The organism is Paenochrobactrum sp. BZR 201-1, from assembly GCF_044987585.2.
Lineage (GTDB): Bacteria > Pseudomonadota > Alphaproteobacteria > Rhizobiales > Rhizobiaceae > Paenochrobactrum > Paenochrobactrum pullorum.
Map to the genome: position 1 here is coordinate 84188 of NZ_JBJDRZ020000018.1, position 15527 is coordinate 99714.

A 15527-nucleotide genomic window follows, 5' to 3' on the forward strand; every position below is an offset into this window, starting at 1 on the left:
GAAATAACAATATATTTTTGAAATCTTACTCATTTTCTGAAATATAAATATAAATTTCTACTAGCTTACATCATTGTTATCTGTAAATTAGCAGGTTTATTAAATAATATAATCATAAATACAATTCATAATTATTGGATGGCATTCATAATCAGACGAATCTCATGCTAAAGGCTACTTTATTCTGCGATCAGCATTGGGTAACTTATTAAGCTTAACACAATCGCTACCTCCAATTTAATGCTTGTTGCGTCATATATAAGGAAAGTATATCGTTTAGCGAACCATCTACATTAAACTTGTCTACTTTTATCAAATATTCAGGTGCTTTTTGGCTTCCGGTCTTCAAACCGCGATTACTGCGGCCGATACATTTACGCATATGCGTATTATCAATGGCATGGGCATCAGCCTGTGCCTGTCGCGTATTCTGATTTTTTTATCACGTTTCATCCAGCATCCGACCAAACATAAAATATCAAAAATCCATATGGGTTGGGTTTTAGTCATACTGCTCTGGATCATCCAGTTTTGGTGGGATTACCTTTTTGACAGCTCAACAAAAGTCTATGATGTCTATACCTATGTTGTTGATCTGTCATATGTCTTCGGGCTATTTTTCATTTGTGTGACTTTGACGCCTGATGATGTCAACGAATATGGCGGTTATGAAGAATATTTCTTCTCGCGGAAAAAATGGCTTTTCACATTTTTCATTATCTTGAATATCATTCAATATCTTAATGACATTCGCAATAATATTGTATCCGATAATATGGAAGATCTGATCAAAGAATTGACTTTGCTGGCATTCAGCACGCTTTGCATCCTCTTCGCTATGCGTGTTAAAACCAAAAAATTTCAGTTTTTCCTGATTTTCCTTTTAATGCTTGGAATTGTTGCCGATTTTACCCTACAATTTTTGGAATTGGATTCTTGAACGAAACCAGATAGCCTGCATCCCATATCACTGCCAATTGATTGACGGTGATTTGTGTGTTTCCCTGCATATTTTCGCTTTCAAGCAAATATCCAATAAGTTGGCATTAAAAATTGAATAATAACAAGCATTTCGCCGTTCACTCTGCGGATGGATCCGCTCCTGTTTCCGCTCAGACCATACAGGTTCCAGGCGGTCAGACAGAACGCAACCATAAAATCGGTATTGTGTTGGTGATTGGTGCCACCGCCATTTTTGCCATGCAGGATGCAATTACCAAACATCTTGTCGCTGATTATCCGATTACTTTTATTATTATGGTACGCTATTGGGTGTTTTTCGCTGTCGGGACAGTGATGGCAGCCCGCGCTGATAGTGGTTTCAAACAAACAGTAAAAACCAAAAAACCTGTCATTCAAATTGCACGCGGCCTTATTCTGGTTTTTGAAATTGCTATGGTTGGCTTAGCCTTTAAAACCATGGGGCTTGCAGAGGTCATCGCGCTGTTTCAATCTTATCCGTTGTTTGTCACAGCATTGGCAGCTATTTTTTTAGGTGAAAAAGTCGGCTGGCGCCGATGGTTAGCTTTAGCTGTTGGTTTTGGCGGGATCCTCGTTATCCTGCGCCCAGGCAGTGGTGTGATGGAATTTGGTGCCGTTTACACCATTCTTGGTGCAATCGCCTATGCACTTTATCAGATTTTAACCCGCGTTTCAGGCACAAGTGACAGTGCCATAACATCATTCTTTTATGTAGGCGCAGTCGGTGCGGTTCTCATGACGCTCGGTCTGCCGCTCTTTTGGATCAGCATGGCACCGGTTGACCTCTTATGGCTCGGACTTCTGTGCATCATGGCGATGACCGCGCATTTCTTTTTAATTAAAGCGCTGACGCTGGCACCTGCAACCTTGCTGCAGCCGTTCAATTATTTGCAACTGGTCTGGTCAATAATCGTCGGTTGGATTGTCTTCCGCGATATGCCCGATATCTGGACCTTTGTCGGTGGTTTTATTGTGGTCGGCAGCGGATTATTTGTGTTCTACCGCGAGCAAAAGCGCGCGGCAGAACGTAAAAAACAGTTTTTAAAAGAAAATACTGTATAAAAAGCGCAGACAAATAGCTGTCAGAAACAGTCCGAATGCCATTTCCAGCTTGCGGCGGGAAAGGCGGTGCGCCAATTTTGCACCAATCGGTGCCATATAAATACTGGTCGGAATGAAGAGCAAAAAGCCGACCAGTGATACATAACCAAGTGTCAGTGGCGGCTGCAATGCTGCAACATCCGGATAAAGTGCAGCTGTCGGCCAACCGGCAAAAATATAGCCCAACGCGCCCGGAATAGAGATCAGAACACCCACACCGGCAGAGGTTGCAACGGCTTCATGAATGGGGCGTTTGTAAAAGGTCATAAACAATGTGGAGAGCTGACCGCCGCCGATCCCCATCAAAGAAGCGAGCACGCCTATAACGGCACCAACAAATTTAACAACAATCTTGCTTGGATAGGTTGTGCCCAGATACCAATTGTCTTTGGCAAACAACAAACGAATTGCCGTAAAACCTGCCACCATCACGAAAATAATTTTAAACAAATCAGCCGGTGCAAAACGTGCGATCATCGAACCAATGATAACACCTGCCAGAATGGGGACGACCCAGCTACGTAGCAAAGCCATATCAATGGCACCCCGCTCCTTATGACTATAATAAGAACGGATCGAAGTTGGCACGATAATAGCGAGCGAAGTACCAATGCATAATTGCATCCGCACATCTTCCGGCACGCCTAAATAACGAAACAATTCATAGAGAATGGGTACCGCAACCGTGCCGCCGCCAACACCAAATAGACCGGCAAGCATACCAGTAATGCCCCCGGCGACCAGCAGGCCGATTACCAGCCAAACCAGTTCATATGTATCAATACCCGTCATTCTCTCATGTCCGTTATTTTCAAGGATTATTGGTTGTTTATTTTCCAAACAGGCTGCAACATTTCATACTGAGCATGTTTTGCAAGCCTTGGCTGAGGGTTTTAAACCACAAAGAAAGCAAACTGGCGGATTTCAACCGTTATTAGACCATTGAATAGGCTGTTTATCGCGTTGACGCATATTAAACTGTTGGAATCACATCCATGGCCTCACAGCCTGATGAGGTTTCTTTTAAACGGCTTGTGCCGCCGAAATTTTTCAGCTTCAATAGCGACAAAAGCATAAAGATAAAAAGTCACCAGCGCCTTATAAAACCATCAATAAAAGGGAACAGCGCTGATCAAGACTTAAAAATTGGGAGTTAAGTGGTGTTGGATATTCTTATTGCAGAAGATGAACCCGCAATATTAGAGTCCCTTGAATTTATCCTGCAGCGAAACGGCTGGAGTGTTGCAGCCGTTCATGACGGGGAAGCTGCATTAGAGGCACTTGTTCGTCTGCAACCACGCTTGTTGTTGCTGGATATCATGCTGCCGCGAAAAAACGGCATGGATGTTTTAAAAGCAATCCGTGCCCAACCGGATATTTATCAAACCAATGTGCTGGTTTTGACCGCCCGCGGCCAACGTTATGACCGCAAAATGGCCGCAGATTTAAATGCGGATGGTTTTATAACCAAACCTTATTCCAACAGTGAAGTTATAGCCGAGGTCAATCGCCTTTTATCTATGCCGCAAACAATTAAAGCGGGCTGATATGGCAAATAGCCGTTTACCACAGAGCGAAAATGAAAAAAAACGCGACAATGCGCTGTTTTTGCTACCGCTTTTCGGTGCAGTTTTTTCACTGCCACCGATGATGAATTTGTTTAACCACAAAGTTCTGATCTTTGGAATGCCTCTGGCTTTTCTATATTTACTTGGCGTCTGGACAATAATGGTCATCATGGCCTTTATCATCTCGCGTAAACGCAGCAAAATTATAGCGCCCGCTCATGATGCATCACCACAAATCCCTCCTGCCAAAACGTCACCAACACCCGTTCTAACCAGTGATGAAAGTAGGCTTTAATGTTGCTGTCACCGAATTTCGTTATTCTGACAGCTATTGCCTATGTCGGGCTTTTATTTCTGCTTGCTTATATTTCAGACCAACGCGCGCAACGTGGCAATGTTGGTTTTCTGCGATCACCGTTTATTTATACGCTTTCCATCTCGGTTTATTGCACCAGCTGGACATTTTACGGTGCAGTCGGCACAGCCGCCCGCAGCGGGCTTGAATATATGGCCATTTATATGGGGCCGACTTTGGTTTTTGTCGGCTGGTGGTTTTTGCTGCGCAAACTCATCCGCATCAGCCATGCGCAACGCATCACTTCCGTAGCGGATCTATTATCATCGCGTTTTGGTAAATCCAGCCCCCTTGCCGTGCTTGTTACCCTCATCGCAGTCATTACCATCACCCCTTATATTGCCCTGCAACTCAAAGCCATTACCGGTTCCATCCAAGTCATTTCTATCGCCAAAAGTGGCGGCGGATTGGACGAAGTAAAACTTGCACTTGGCGTTGCCATCGGTATGGCACTTTTCACCATTTTATTCGGCACTCGTAATGTCGATGCCCGCGAGCAACATCACGGCGTAGTTGCAGCCATCGCTTTTGAAGCCATTGTCAAACTGATAGCACTCATTGCCGTCGGCATTTTTGTTGTTTTCAGCCTCGGTGGCGGTATGGAGCAAATTTACACCCAAGCGGCCGAAGCAGGCATTAATATTCATGAACGTGAAAGCTTTGGCAGCCGCTGGGTAACAGTGTTGTTTTTATCTGCCTGCGCCGTTATCTGTTTGCCGCGCCAATTTCAGATTACAGTCGTTGAAAACTCCAATGAAGAGCATTTGCGCACCGCAGGATGGGCATTTCCGGCTTATTTGCTGGCGATGAGTATTTTCACCATGCCGATAGCGCTTTATGGTCTTTCAACTATGCCAGCCGGTTCCAATCCGGATATGTTCGTGTTGACGCTGCCAATGTCGACCGGCAATGACGGCTTGGCGCTTTTTGCCTTTATCGGCGGCTTTTCCAGCGCCACTTCGATGATTATCGTCGCTTCCATTGCGCTTTCCATCATGGTTTCCAACCATGTTATTTTGCCTATTGCGCTACGCCATTCCGATAATCTGGAAGCGGCAGGTGAACGCGGTATTGCAAGACTTTTGCTGCGTACAAGACGCATTTCTATTGCTGCACTTTTGTGTCTTGGCTTTTTATATTTCTGGCTGACCTCCAATTCCGATGCTTTGGCACCGATCGGGCTCATTTCTTTCGCCGGTGTGGCACAATTGTTGCCTGCGATGGTGGCAGCCCTTTATTGGCATGCAGCCACAGTCAAAGGTGCCTTTTCCGGTATTCTGATCGGTTTTATCATCTGGGCATGGACATCCTTTTTGCCAAGTTTCGGCACGACCAGCGAAGTGGTTGCGCAAATTGTCGAATTTGGACCGTGGGGCTTATCCATACTGCGCCCCGAAGCACTCTTCGGCATGGAAGGCTATGACCCGCTGGTGCATTCAGTGTTTTGGAGCATGTTTTTTAATATCTCCACCCTGTTTTCCGTTTCCATGCTGACCAATCAAAGCGTGATGGAGCATATTCAGGCAACGCTCTTTGTTGATGTTTTCAAGCCTGGTCAGACAGCGCAATCGCATATTATTCAAGGCTCGGTTTCAACGGACGAATTGTTTTTCGTGGCTGAACGTGTCCAAGGTTGGTCACGTGCTAAAAATTTCTTCGATGTTCATAATATCCCGCGCGGGCATGGCCGCGAGCGTTTTAATGCCTCGCCCGAATTTATTGCCGAGCTGGAGCGAAGCCTTGCTAGTTCTATTGGTTCTGCATCCGCCCATCTCTTGCTCAGCAAAATTGTGGCTGGCGATATTATCACGCTGGAAGAAGTGATGCGTATCGCCGATGAAACCCAGCAAGTGATCGAATATTCACACGAATTGGAAGAAAAATCGCAGGAACTGCGTGAAACCGCGCAAAAACTGACCGAAGCCAATGCGCTTTTGCATGAATTGCACCGACAAAAGGATGATTTTTTGTCCCAAGTCAGCCATGAAGTGCGCACACCGATGACGTCGATCCGCTCATTTTCCGAAATTTTACTCACCGATGATCAGCTTGATGAAAGCCACAAAAAGCGCTTTATCAATACGATTCACCGCGAAAGTATGCGTTTGACTAAATTGCTTGATGAAATTCTCGATCTCAATGCATTGGAACATGGCGAGCGCAATTGGGAAAATATTGAAGCCAATGCCGCTGAAGTTTTAGAACGGGCTGTTGAGGTTTGTGAAGCACTGGCCCAACAGCGCTCCATGCTGGTTGAAAGCGGGGAACGCGTCAAAGAGGCTTGGGTTCATACCGATCCTGATCGACTTTCACAGGTTTTCATTAACATTATTGCCAATGCGATTGCTCATAATGATGCAGTTTTCCCGATAGTGAAAATCAGGTCATATCATGCAAATGACCAGTATCACGTTGAAATCTCTGATAACGGCACCGGAATACCGGAGGAGTTCAAGCGCAGCATTTTCGACAAGTTCGTGCGCGGTTCATCGCGCGAAAATGCACATGGAAACCATGGTCTTGGCTTGGGGTTGAATATCAGCCACCGTATCATCACTAAGATGAACGGCTCACTCGAGCTTGTCGATAGTGGGCAAACTGATGTCTGTTTCCGCATCAGCCTGCCTTTATGCCAACCGGTCAGTGGCTGAAATTCAAGGTGCTGATGCCGGTTCCTGCCGGTGCCCGCAATCATACCGGATACAAAGGCGGCACGAAGGGCCAATCGGCACTGGTTTAGCGCTGAGTTCCAGACCCTTGCCGTAAATCGTTCTGTCGGCATGCAAAATATCGCAAGCCAGCATGACCGAAAATACCAATGGTCGCTCACCAAAGGCAGACACGCGTTTCGGCACGGCCTTGGCTATCAACAAATATTTGTTTCCATTGGTAAATTCTGAAATTTGTCTGATAGCACTGTTAGAGGCAAAAGCATCATAGACCGGCCAAAGCAAACAGCCATGCCCCGAAACCGGCAATGTGAAACCAGGCAGCGGAAAACGTTTACTCAACCGTCCGGCCATATCGGCACGCAAAAAGCCGAATGGCACACCTTCCTGGCCTTTTCGCCGCAATGTCACCAATCTATGAGCCACCTGCTCGAAGCTTGCGTTATAAATTTGCGATAATAAATCAATGTCATAGAGATGTTCTTCTGCATCTTTGAAAAACATCTCATAAGGCATCATAATCGCACCAGCGATATATGACGACAAAGCATGCTCGGCGATGGAGCGCGCTTCCGGCGACGAGAGGTTGAAAAGGTCAGCCTGCGCCGCAATCAAACTTTGGGTTAATTTGGCCGCATAAAGATTGGCCATCTGAAATTGCCGTGTTGCGGCAGTTGTATTGCCGCGAAACCAAAGCGTATCATTGGCAGTATCAAACCAATGTCCCCAACTGACATTTTGCTTTTCCGCCCATTTCTTGCAGCGGATTTTCAGCTTTTTTTCCAGTGCGATAGTCAAGGTTGTTTCTGAAAATTCACCGTGGATTTCAATTTCACGCCTCAATTCAACAGCCGCCTCTTCGAGGCTTGGATAGTAATTTTCCCAACCAATAATAGCTTCCTCAACCTCCTGCAAAGGCGTAATTGCTTTGCGCCGTGCGGTCGATTCATCAAAATATGAGGCCAAATTGCGAACAGTGCTGGTAAGACTGCCACCTTCACTATTAATCATACCGGTAAAGCGGTACCGGTCTGTGGCATTTAAATCCGGCATGGTGAACAAGATTTCCGCGCTTGAACGGATAGCGGCGATACGGTTCAGCACTTCATGCAGCGTTTCCGACAAAAACGGATCGGAACGCAATCGGCTGGCATAGGCTTCCATATCTTCATTAGCATCCGTATAAGCCTGATAAAGCAATTGAATTGCCTTTGCCGCTTCCGGATAACGGGCAACAAAATCTGTCATTTCGATCGTGTTCAAGTCAATTTTGCTTAAAACCGGATCGGTGGCAATTTCCTGCAAAGCCAAAATTTGCCGTTGCTCGCTGCGACCGGATAAATGCTCCACATCCAGATTGAGACGCTCTGCCAAACGCAATAATAATGCGCCACCAATCGCACGCTTGTTGCTCTCGATAAGATTTAAGTAACTGGCTGAAATGCCAACGGCTTTTGCCAGACTTGCCTGTGATTGTCCGGTGGCTTTTCTTTGTTTTCTGATCTGTATGCCGATAGGTGCGCGCATGATAGCTCCGACAGGATAAAACAGACATGTAAATTATTGACAAAATAATATTTACAAAAACTATAATATTTACAAATTCATATAGCAATATCAATTTGTTATTGAAGTATATTTCTTTTGAACGACACTGATCCTTGGGAACAATAAGCATAAAAACTATGCTCGAGGAGGAGCTCATATGTCATTTCGTATCAACAGGCGTACTGTCATCAAGGGTGCAGGTGCTGGTCTTGTGACCTCACTCGGCACACCACTGGTTTTCAGCAAAGGCGCTTGGGCCGAGGAATTTTGTAATAATCCCGGAAGCGGCAACCCTGTTTTCGGTTTTATCGTACCACAAACCGGTTCTTACGCCGAAGAAGGTTTGGAACAGCTGAAAGCCTATGAGCTGGCCGTTAAACATATCAATGGTGAAGGTGACGGTGGCGCACTCAATACGCTTAAACCACTATCCTTGAAAGGTAATGGTATTTTAGGCAAAAAAGTCGAATTTGTAACGGGTGACACCCAAACAAACACCGACGCCGCACGCGATGGCGCACGTCGTATGATCGAGCGTGATAAAGCCATCATGGTGACGGGCTCCGTGACATCGGGTGAAGCCATCGCCGTGCAGAGCCTTTGTCAGGAAAAAGGCGTGATTTACATGTCCGGCCTGACCCACTCCAATGATACAACCGGTAAAGACAAACGTCGTTACGGCTTCCGTCACTTCTTTAACGCCTATCAGTCCGGTGTCGCGATTGCGCCTTTCTTGGCTGAAGCATATGGCCGCGAACGCCGCGCCTATCACCTGACCGCCGACTATACATGGGGCTGGACACAGGAAGAATCCATTAAAGCCGCAACAGAAGCCCTTGGTTGGGAAACCGTTGCAACCGTGCGCACACCACTTGGATTGGGTGACTATTCACAATATCTGACACCGGTGATGAACTCCGGTGCGGACGTGCTGATCCTCAACCACTATGGCCATGATATGGTCAACTCACTGCCGCAGGCAGTGCAATTTGGCCTGCGTGACCGCCAAGCAAACGGCAAAAACTTTGAAATCGTTGTGCCGATGTTCTCCGAATTGATGGCTGTTGGTGCCGGCGAAGCCGTAAAAGGCATCTTCGGTACGTCCAACTGGCATTGGGCGCTTGATGATGAAGGCACCAAAGCATTCACCAAAGCCTATGGTGAAGCCTATGGTTCACCGCCATCACAGTCCGCACATACAGGCTATGTTCAGGCTATTCTTTACGCTGATGCCTGTGAACGCGCCGGCACATTCTATCCGCCGGAAGTTATCAAAGCGCTGGAAGATTTTGAATTTGACGGTATGGGCAACGGCCCTACACTTTATCGCGGCAGCGATCACCAGTGCTTCAAGGATGTACTTGTGGTGCGCGGTAATGAAAACCCGACCAGCAAATTCGACGTTCTCAATGTGGTCGGCAAGGCCGCACGCGCCGATGTGACTTATGACCCAAGTATTTTTGGCGGTGAATTGGGCCCATACGACCCGAAAACCTGCTGATCATTAAAAACGGGCATTTTATCCGGCGCAGGTTTGCGCCGGATGATTCATCACTTTCACCTTTTTAAGGTTCTAACCCGCAGGAACAGATATGAACGCGTTATTTGCGCAATTGCTCAATGGTCTGGATAAAGGCGGTGCATACGCTCTTATCGCCCTTGGCCTTACGCTGGTCTTTGGTACGCTGGGCGTGGTGAACTTCGCTCACGGCGCTTTATTTATGCTTGGCTGCTTTTGTGCAGTGATGTTTCGCTATCTCATCACGATGGAAGTCGTCACCACAGACCCGACGAAACTCTCACCTTGGGGCGCACCGGTAGAAATCCGTACGCCGCTAGTGCAAAACTGGCTCGGCGATTTCGGTGCGGTACTTGTCGATTATTCTGTCCCCATTTCCATCCTACTGGCCGTTCCGGTGATGTTGATTATAGGTATCGTCTTGGAACGCGGCCTGATCAAACATTTTTACAAACGCAGCCATGCCGAGCAAATTCTCGTCACTTTCGGACTGGCGATTGTTCTGCAAGAAATCATCAAAAGCTTTTTCGGTGCCAATCCAGTACCCCAGCCGGTTCCGTCGGATTTACGCGGTGCGGCTGATATCGGTTCATGGATAGGCATGCAGGCGCACACCCTCACCTATCCGTGGTGGCGTCTTGTTTATCTTGTCTTCTCTTTAGCCGTTATCGGCGGCGTCTTTGCATTCTTGCAATTCACCACTTTCGGCATGGTCGTGCGTGCTGGTATGGCAGATCGTGAAACAGTCGGGCTTCTCGGCATTGATATCGACCGGCGCTTTACCGTGGTTTTCGGGCTTGCGGCCGTAGTGGCCGGTGTTGCCGGCGTTATGTACACACCACTATTACCGCCTAACTATCATATCGGCATGGACTTCCTTGTCCTCAGCTTCGTGGTCGTTGTGGTGGGTGGTATGGGTTCGCTGCCAGGCGCTGTTATTGCCGGTTTCCTGCTCGGTATCTTACAATCTTTTGCTTCGATGACCGAGATTAAATCAATTATTCCAGGCATTGACCAAGTCATTATCTATCTGGTGGCTGTGGTTATTCTGCTGGTACGTCCGCGTGGTCTAATGGGACGCCGCGGTGTGATGGAGACCTGATCAACCATGTTTTCACTATCCAGAAAAGACACACTTACACTTGCAATTTTTGCGCTGGTTGTGATTGCCATGCCTTTATGGCTTGCCCCCATCGGGGCAGCCTATCCGGGTTTGATGCAAAAATTCGCCATCTACGCCATCTTTGCTATCGGCTTTAACATCCTCTTTGGTCTCACTGGCTATTTGAGCTTTGGTCATGCAGTATTTTTGGGCGTCGGCTCTTACACCGCGGTGTGGTCATTCAAACTATTATCCATGGATATTATTCCCGCCACACTGCTCGCAGTGGTGATGGCTGGTCTATTTGCCCTGATTATCGGTTTTTTCAGCCTGCGCAGATCCGGCATTTACTTCTCCATCCTGACACTCGCCTTTGCGCAGATGAGCTATAGTCTGGCTTATTCTGTGCTGACCCCCATCACCAATGGTGAAACCGGCCTGTTGCTCGCTCGTAATGATCCACGGGTTTTAGATAAAGTGATCGGCAGCGCCACCAGCGGTGCAGGTCTGCCGACGCCAACCTTGTTCGGCATGGAAATCAACGGTTATTTCGGCTTCTATATTTCCGCTTGCTTGCTGATTTTGGCCTTTTATTTGTCGCAAAAAATCTTTGCCTCACCTTTTGGCATGGCGTTGCGCGGCATCAAATCCAACCAAACCCGCATGGTTTATACCGGTTTCAACACCAAGCCTTATATGCTTTCTGCCTTCGTTATTTCGGGTATGTTTGCAGGTCTTGCCGGTGCTCTTCTCGCGGTTACCGATCCGATTGCTGGTGCCGAGCGCATGAAATGGACAGAATCCGGCAATGTCGTTTTGATGACTATTTTAGGTGGTGTCGGAACGCTCACCGGCCCTGTGATTGGTGCATGGCTGATCAAATATTTCGAAAATATTTTCTCGGCCATCAATATCAACACGCTGCATAAAGCTTTTTCCTTCCTGCCTGACGGCTTGGAAAATGTGGTCGTTACCGTGCTTTCCAAATTCGTCGGTGAAGGCTGGCACCTGACCCTCGGCCTGATCTTTGTGCTGATCGTCGTGTTCCTGCCGGGCGGTTTGGTTGAGGGCTACCAACGCTTGTTAAAAAAGCTTAAGCCCAGCCCCAAAACCGCTAAAGCCCTTCATCCCCAACCCGCAGAATAGGATTATGTTGTCATGAGTGAGACACCAGGTAATATTGTTCTGCACGCAGCAGATGTGTTTAAAAACTTTGGCGGTTTGCAGGCTTTGTCAGACATTGACCTACAAATCGAAGAAGGCAAAACCCATGCCATCATCGGCCCCAACGGGGCCGGTAAATCAACCCTGCTCAATGTGATCATCGGGCGCATTCCGCCAAGCAGTGGTGCAGTCGTCTTTGACGGCACCATTCTGACCGGGAAAAAGCCGCATGAAATCAATCAGCTCGGTATTTCCCGCGTTTTTCAAACGCCAGAGATCTTTGCCGATCTTGATGTTTTGCAAAATGTCATGGCACCGGCCTTTGCCCGTCGCGATGGTGCATTTAAAGTCAATATGTTTCGTTCTGTCGCTAAAGAAGCCGAAATTCGCGATGAAGCAGAGGCTCTGCTCAACGATATCGGCCTTTATAATCACCGCGAAAGCTTGGCCGGTGTTTTATCCCGTGGTGACAAAAGACGATTGGAGCTTGCCATGTGCTTAATCCAACGTCCACGCTTATTGCTCTTGGATGAGCCGACCGCCGGCATGTCGCGTCACGATACCAACACCACGATTGAGCTGCTCAAGAAAATCAAAATGACCGGCATGACCAAGGTTATCATCGAGCATGATATGCATGTGGTATTTTCTTTGGCCGATAAAATTTCAGTGCTGGCACAAGGTAAAATCATCGCCACAGGCTTGCCGGAAGCGATTAGAGACGATCCGCGCGTGAAAATGGCCTATTTGGGAGGGATTGAAGAATGAGTGCTGTCTCAATGAAAAAAGAGGCTATTTCTGCCGCCAATAATACCGATCCTTCACAGGAATTTTTCGCCATCCGGGATCTTCACGCCTATTATGGTGAGAGTTACATCGTTCAAGGCGTCAATCTCGACATTAAAAAGGGTGAAATTCTGGCGCTACTCGGCCGAAATGGTGCTGGTAAAACCTCTACCATGCGCGCAATTGCACGCTTGGCCGAGCCGGAAGCCCGTGCTGGCGAAATCTGGCTTGAAGGCCAACCGCTGCACACCATGAAATCCTATCAGGCCGCACAGGCCGGTATTCAATTAGTGCCGGAAGATCGCCGGATCATACAGGGCATGACGGTCGAAGAAAATCTGATTTTGGCGCAAATTGCGCCAAACAAAGGCTGGAGCCTGGAGCAAATTTACGCGCATTTTCCGCGCCTTGCCGAACGACGCAATCAAGAAGGTATCACCATGTCGGGTGGCGAGCAGCAAATGCTTGCCGTTGCGCGCGCCCTTGCACGCGATGTAAAATTGTTGCTGCTGGATGAACCTTATGAAGGCTTGGCACCAGTGATCGTCAAAGAGATCGAGAATATCGTCTACGATATTAAAGAGCGCGGCATTACGACCATTATCGTTGAGCAAAATGCTGTTGCTGCACTTCGTCTTTCTGATCGCGCAGTCATTCTGGATTCCGGCGAGCTGGTCTTTAGCGGCAGCGCCAAAGAACTGCTTGATAATCCTGAGCTTCGTAACGAATATCTGGCAATCTAAGCCTCTTAAATATTAAAAAGCCCGTATGAAATGACTTTCATGCGGGCTTTTTAATGGATTTTTTAACCTCAAGTCAGCGGCCAGAAGAAAATCAACGCTGGCACTGCAACCAGAGCAATAATTGCCGAAAGCGGCAGCCCTAAACGCGGATAATCACTAAATTTATAACCACCCGGGCTCATAACAAGCATATTACACTGATGACCAATCGGTGTTAGAAAATCGCAACCAGCGCCAATGGCAACAGCCATGAGAAAAGCTTCCGGCTTATAGCCTAAACCCGCCGCAAAGCTGGTGGCTATTGGTGCCATCACAAGCACAGTTGCAGCATTATTGAGAAACGGTGTTACAGCCATAGCAGTCAGCAAAATCATCGCCAATGCGCCTGATGGCGGCAGATAGGTAGCGACCATCGACAACCCTTCAGCGATTAAATCGGTGCTGCCTGTCGTGCGCAAAGCATCACTGACCGGAATGAGGGCGGCCAGCATGATGAGAATAGGGCCATCAATTGCCGAATAAATCTCGTTAATCGGAATAACTTTGAACAAGATCATCGCCACCGCTGCGGCAAAGAACGCAATAGAAACCGGCAACAGCCCTAAAACAGTCGTCATAATGGCGACAATCAAAATGGCGAGCGGCACCAAACCACGGCGCACACTGCCGAGCAAAATCGTACGTTTGGCGAGCGGCAGACAACTGAATTCACGTAACAATGGCGGCAAAATATTTGCTCGCCCCTGTAAGACGATCACATCACCAAAACGGAACTCAACCTCGCCTAAACGCTGGGTAATACGTTCTTCCTGACGACTGACAGCCAAAAGGTTGACATCATAGCGGCTGTAAAGGTCGAGATTGCGTGCAGACAAACCAATCAGCGGCGAGTTTTTACCGATAACCGCTTCAATTGCCTCAATCTCTTCAGAGCCCTCAGTATCATTCGGGTTACGGTCTTCCGCTATTTGCAGCTTGCCATTGCTGATAACCGCATCCAGCGCTTTGGAATCCCCTTCCAGCAGAACCACATCGCCCTCCAAAACGGTGCGATCAGGCAGGGGCGTAATGCGCCGACCATCGCGAATAATCGCGGTAATCATCGCATTGCCTTCTGCAGGCTTGATCAGCTCAACGATTGTTTTGCCAACAACACTCGAATTTTTAGCAATTTTAGCTTCCGAAGCATAGTTTCTGATCTCTAATGCATCCGTTGCAGAAACATTTTCTTTTTTGCGCTCCGGAATGAGCTTATAGAAAAAGGCCAAATACAAAATACCAACCACGGCCAATGTAGCCCCGACCGGGGTAAAATCAAACATGGTGAAGCTTTCGCCCACCATTTCAGCACGTAAACGCGACACAACAATATTTGGCGATGTCCCGATTTGGGTCATCAAACCGCCAAGCAATGCACCAAAAGCCATTGGCATCAGGAACACGGAAGCTGACACATTGGAGCGGCGGGCAAATTGGAAAGCGACAGGTATCATAATCGCTAAAGCGCCTACATTTTTAATGAAGGCCGACAAAACCGTCACAACGCCAACTAAAATAATCAGCTGAATGCGCACAGATGAAACTTTCGGGAAAAATTTCTGTACCGCTGCTTCCATCAAACCGGAGCGCGCCACGCCTGCCGAAACGATTAAAGCACTGCCGACAATGATAACAATTTCATCGCTGAAACCGCTAAAAGCCTTGTCATATGGCACAACCCCCACCGCAATGCCAAGCAGTAACGCACAGACCGCCACCAGATCATAGCGAAACTTGCCCCAGAAAAAGGCTGCCATCATCAAGGCAATTGTGCCCGTGGCCAGGATTTGGGGTAATGTCATCAATAAAAATCCCTGTATCAGCCTGAACGGCAGAGAAGAATCATCCTCAGTATTAATGAAATTAGAAAGATTTTCTGAAAAAGGAAGGACACAACCGTATATTTAGATAAACGATAAGATACTTTGCCAACGCTGGCTCGAATAAAACCA

13 protein-coding genes are annotated in these 15527 nt (G+C 47.5%); 10 read left to right on the forward strand and 3 right to left on the reverse strand.

Annotation, left to right across the window (positions count from 1 at the left end):
• Window positions 1-331: 331 nt before the first annotated feature.
• Together ACI0FR_RS11570 and ACI0FR_RS11575 are read left to right on the forward strand one after the other, a co-directional pair.
• Window positions 332-940, forward strand: a complete 609-nt coding sequence (locus tag ACI0FR_RS11570) for a hypothetical protein (RefSeq protein ID WP_374832617.1) — start codon at window positions 332-334, stop codon at window positions 938-940.
• Between the two features lie 113 nt (window positions 941-1053).
• The gene (locus ACI0FR_RS11575) at window positions 1054-2043 is read left to right on the forward strand and encodes a DMT family transporter (protein WP_374832619.1); all 990 of its coding nucleotides are present in this window, start codon (window positions 1054-1056) and stop codon (window positions 2041-2043) included.
• Here ACI0FR_RS11575 and ACI0FR_RS11580 read toward each other — a convergent pair.
• Window positions 2023-2874 carry a sulfite exporter TauE/SafE family protein gene (locus ACI0FR_RS11580; RefSeq protein WP_404907611.1) on the reverse strand — a complete coding sequence of 284 codons (852 nt, stop codon included), beginning with the start codon at window positions 2872-2874 and terminating at the stop codon, window positions 2023-2025. The two genes, ACI0FR_RS11575 and ACI0FR_RS11580, sit on opposite strands and share 21 nt — an antisense overlap.
• 368 nt (window positions 2875-3242) lie before the next feature.
• Between ACI0FR_RS11580 and ACI0FR_RS11585 the strand changes: the two genes are divergently transcribed.
• From ACI0FR_RS11585 to ACI0FR_RS11595, 3 genes are read left to right on the forward strand one after another with little or no spacing between them, the layout of a single operon-like run.
• Window positions 3243-3629 carry a response regulator transcription factor gene (locus ACI0FR_RS11585; protein WP_374832623.1) on the forward strand — a complete coding sequence of 129 codons (387 nt, stop codon included), beginning with the start codon at window positions 3243-3245 and terminating at the stop codon, window positions 3627-3629.
• A 1-nt stretch (window position 3630) separates the two neighbouring features.
• Complete coding sequence (locus ACI0FR_RS11590) at window positions 3631-3945, forward strand: hypothetical protein (RefSeq protein ID WP_374832625.1); 315 nt, start codon at window positions 3631-3633, stop codon at window positions 3943-3945.
• Window positions 3945-6656: an ATP-binding protein gene (locus ACI0FR_RS11595; protein ID WP_404907614.1), complete on the forward strand. Its 2712-nt coding sequence runs from the start codon at window positions 3945-3947 to the stop codon at window positions 6654-6656. The genes ACI0FR_RS11590 and ACI0FR_RS11595 overlap by 1 nt, the downstream gene beginning before the upstream one ends.
• Before the next feature lie 3 nt (window positions 6657-6659).
• On the opposite strand, the gene ACI0FR_RS11600 is transcribed toward ACI0FR_RS11595, so the two are convergent.
• The gene (locus ACI0FR_RS11600) at window positions 6660-8201 is read right to left on the reverse strand and encodes a helix-turn-helix domain-containing protein (RefSeq protein ID WP_374832629.1); all 1542 of its coding nucleotides are present in this window, start codon (window positions 8199-8201) and stop codon (window positions 6660-6662) included.
• A 178-nt stretch (window positions 8202-8379) separates the two neighbouring features.
• Between ACI0FR_RS11600 and ACI0FR_RS11605 the strand changes: the two genes are divergently transcribed.
• The 5 genes from ACI0FR_RS11605 to ACI0FR_RS11625 all read left to right on the forward strand — a co-directional run bounded on the left by ACI0FR_RS11605 (window position 8380) and on the right by ACI0FR_RS11625 (window position 13536).
• Complete coding sequence (locus ACI0FR_RS11605) at window positions 8380-9723, forward strand: substrate-binding protein (protein ID WP_374832631.1); 1344 nt, start codon at window positions 8380-8382, stop codon at window positions 9721-9723.
• A 91-nt stretch (window positions 9724-9814) separates the two neighbouring features.
• On the forward strand, window positions 9815-10843 hold the full coding sequence (locus ACI0FR_RS11610; protein ID WP_374832633.1) for a branched-chain amino acid ABC transporter permease: 1029 nt from the start codon (window positions 9815-9817) through the stop codon (window positions 10841-10843).
• 6 nt (window positions 10844-10849) lie between these two features.
• The gene (locus ACI0FR_RS11615; RefSeq protein ID WP_404907616.1) at window positions 10850-11989 is read left to right on the forward strand and encodes a branched-chain amino acid ABC transporter permease; all 1140 of its coding nucleotides are present in this window, start codon (window positions 10850-10852) and stop codon (window positions 11987-11989) included.
• 12 nt (window positions 11990-12001) lie between these two features.
• Window positions 12002-12775 (forward strand): ABC transporter ATP-binding protein, encoded by a 774-nt coding sequence (locus ACI0FR_RS11620; RefSeq protein WP_374832637.1) that lies wholly within the window; start codon window positions 12002-12004, stop codon window positions 12773-12775.
• Between the two features lie 11 nt (window positions 12776-12786).
• The gene (locus ACI0FR_RS11625; protein ID WP_374832731.1) at window positions 12787-13536 is read left to right on the forward strand and encodes an ABC transporter ATP-binding protein; all 750 of its coding nucleotides are present in this window, start codon (window positions 12787-12789) and stop codon (window positions 13534-13536) included.
• Window positions 13537-13604: 68 nt separating this feature from the next.
• Here ACI0FR_RS11625 and ACI0FR_RS11630 read toward each other — a convergent pair whose 3' ends face one another.
• Window positions 13605-15377 (reverse strand): SLC13 family permease, encoded by a 1773-nt coding sequence (locus ACI0FR_RS11630; protein WP_374832639.1) that lies wholly within the window; start codon window positions 15375-15377, stop codon window positions 13605-13607.
• Window positions 15378-15527 lie beyond the last annotated feature (150 nt).

What these genes read in the sequence shown, in the direction of transcription:
- ACI0FR_RS11630 (WP_374832639.1), bottom strand. Translation starts at nt 15,377, where the DNA reads ATGACATTACCCCAAATCCTGGCCACGGGCACAATTGCCTTGATGATG.
- ACI0FR_RS11605 (WP_374832631.1), top strand. Translation starts at nt 8,380, where the DNA reads ATGTCATTTCGTATCAACAGGCGTACTGTCATCAAGGGTGCAGGTGCT.
- ACI0FR_RS11625 (WP_374832731.1), top strand. Translation starts at nt 12,787, where the DNA reads ATGAAAAAAGAGGCTATTTCTGCCGCCAATAATACCGATCCTTCACAG.
- ACI0FR_RS11590 (WP_374832625.1), top strand. Translation starts at nt 3,631, where the DNA reads ATGGCAAATAGCCGTTTACCACAGAGCGAAAATGAAAAAAAACGCGAC.
- ACI0FR_RS11595 (WP_404907614.1), top strand. Translation starts at nt 3,945, where the DNA reads ATGTTGCTGTCACCGAATTTCGTTATTCTGACAGCTATTGCCTATGTC.
- ACI0FR_RS11600 (WP_374832629.1), bottom strand. Translation starts at nt 8,201, where the DNA reads ATGCGCGCACCTATCGGCATACAGATCAGAAAACAAAGAAAAGCCACC.
- ACI0FR_RS11620 (WP_374832637.1), top strand. Translation starts at nt 12,002, where the DNA reads ATGAGTGAGACACCAGGTAATATTGTTCTGCACGCAGCAGATGTGTTT.
- ACI0FR_RS11580 (WP_404907611.1), bottom strand. Translation starts at nt 2,874, where the DNA reads ATGACGGGTATTGATACATATGAACTGGTTTGGCTGGTAATCGGCCTG.
- ACI0FR_RS11615 (WP_404907616.1), top strand. Translation starts at nt 10,850, where the DNA reads ATGTTTTCACTATCCAGAAAAGACACACTTACACTTGCAATTTTTGCG.
- ACI0FR_RS11610 (WP_374832633.1), top strand. Translation starts at nt 9,815, where the DNA reads ATGAACGCGTTATTTGCGCAATTGCTCAATGGTCTGGATAAAGGCGGT.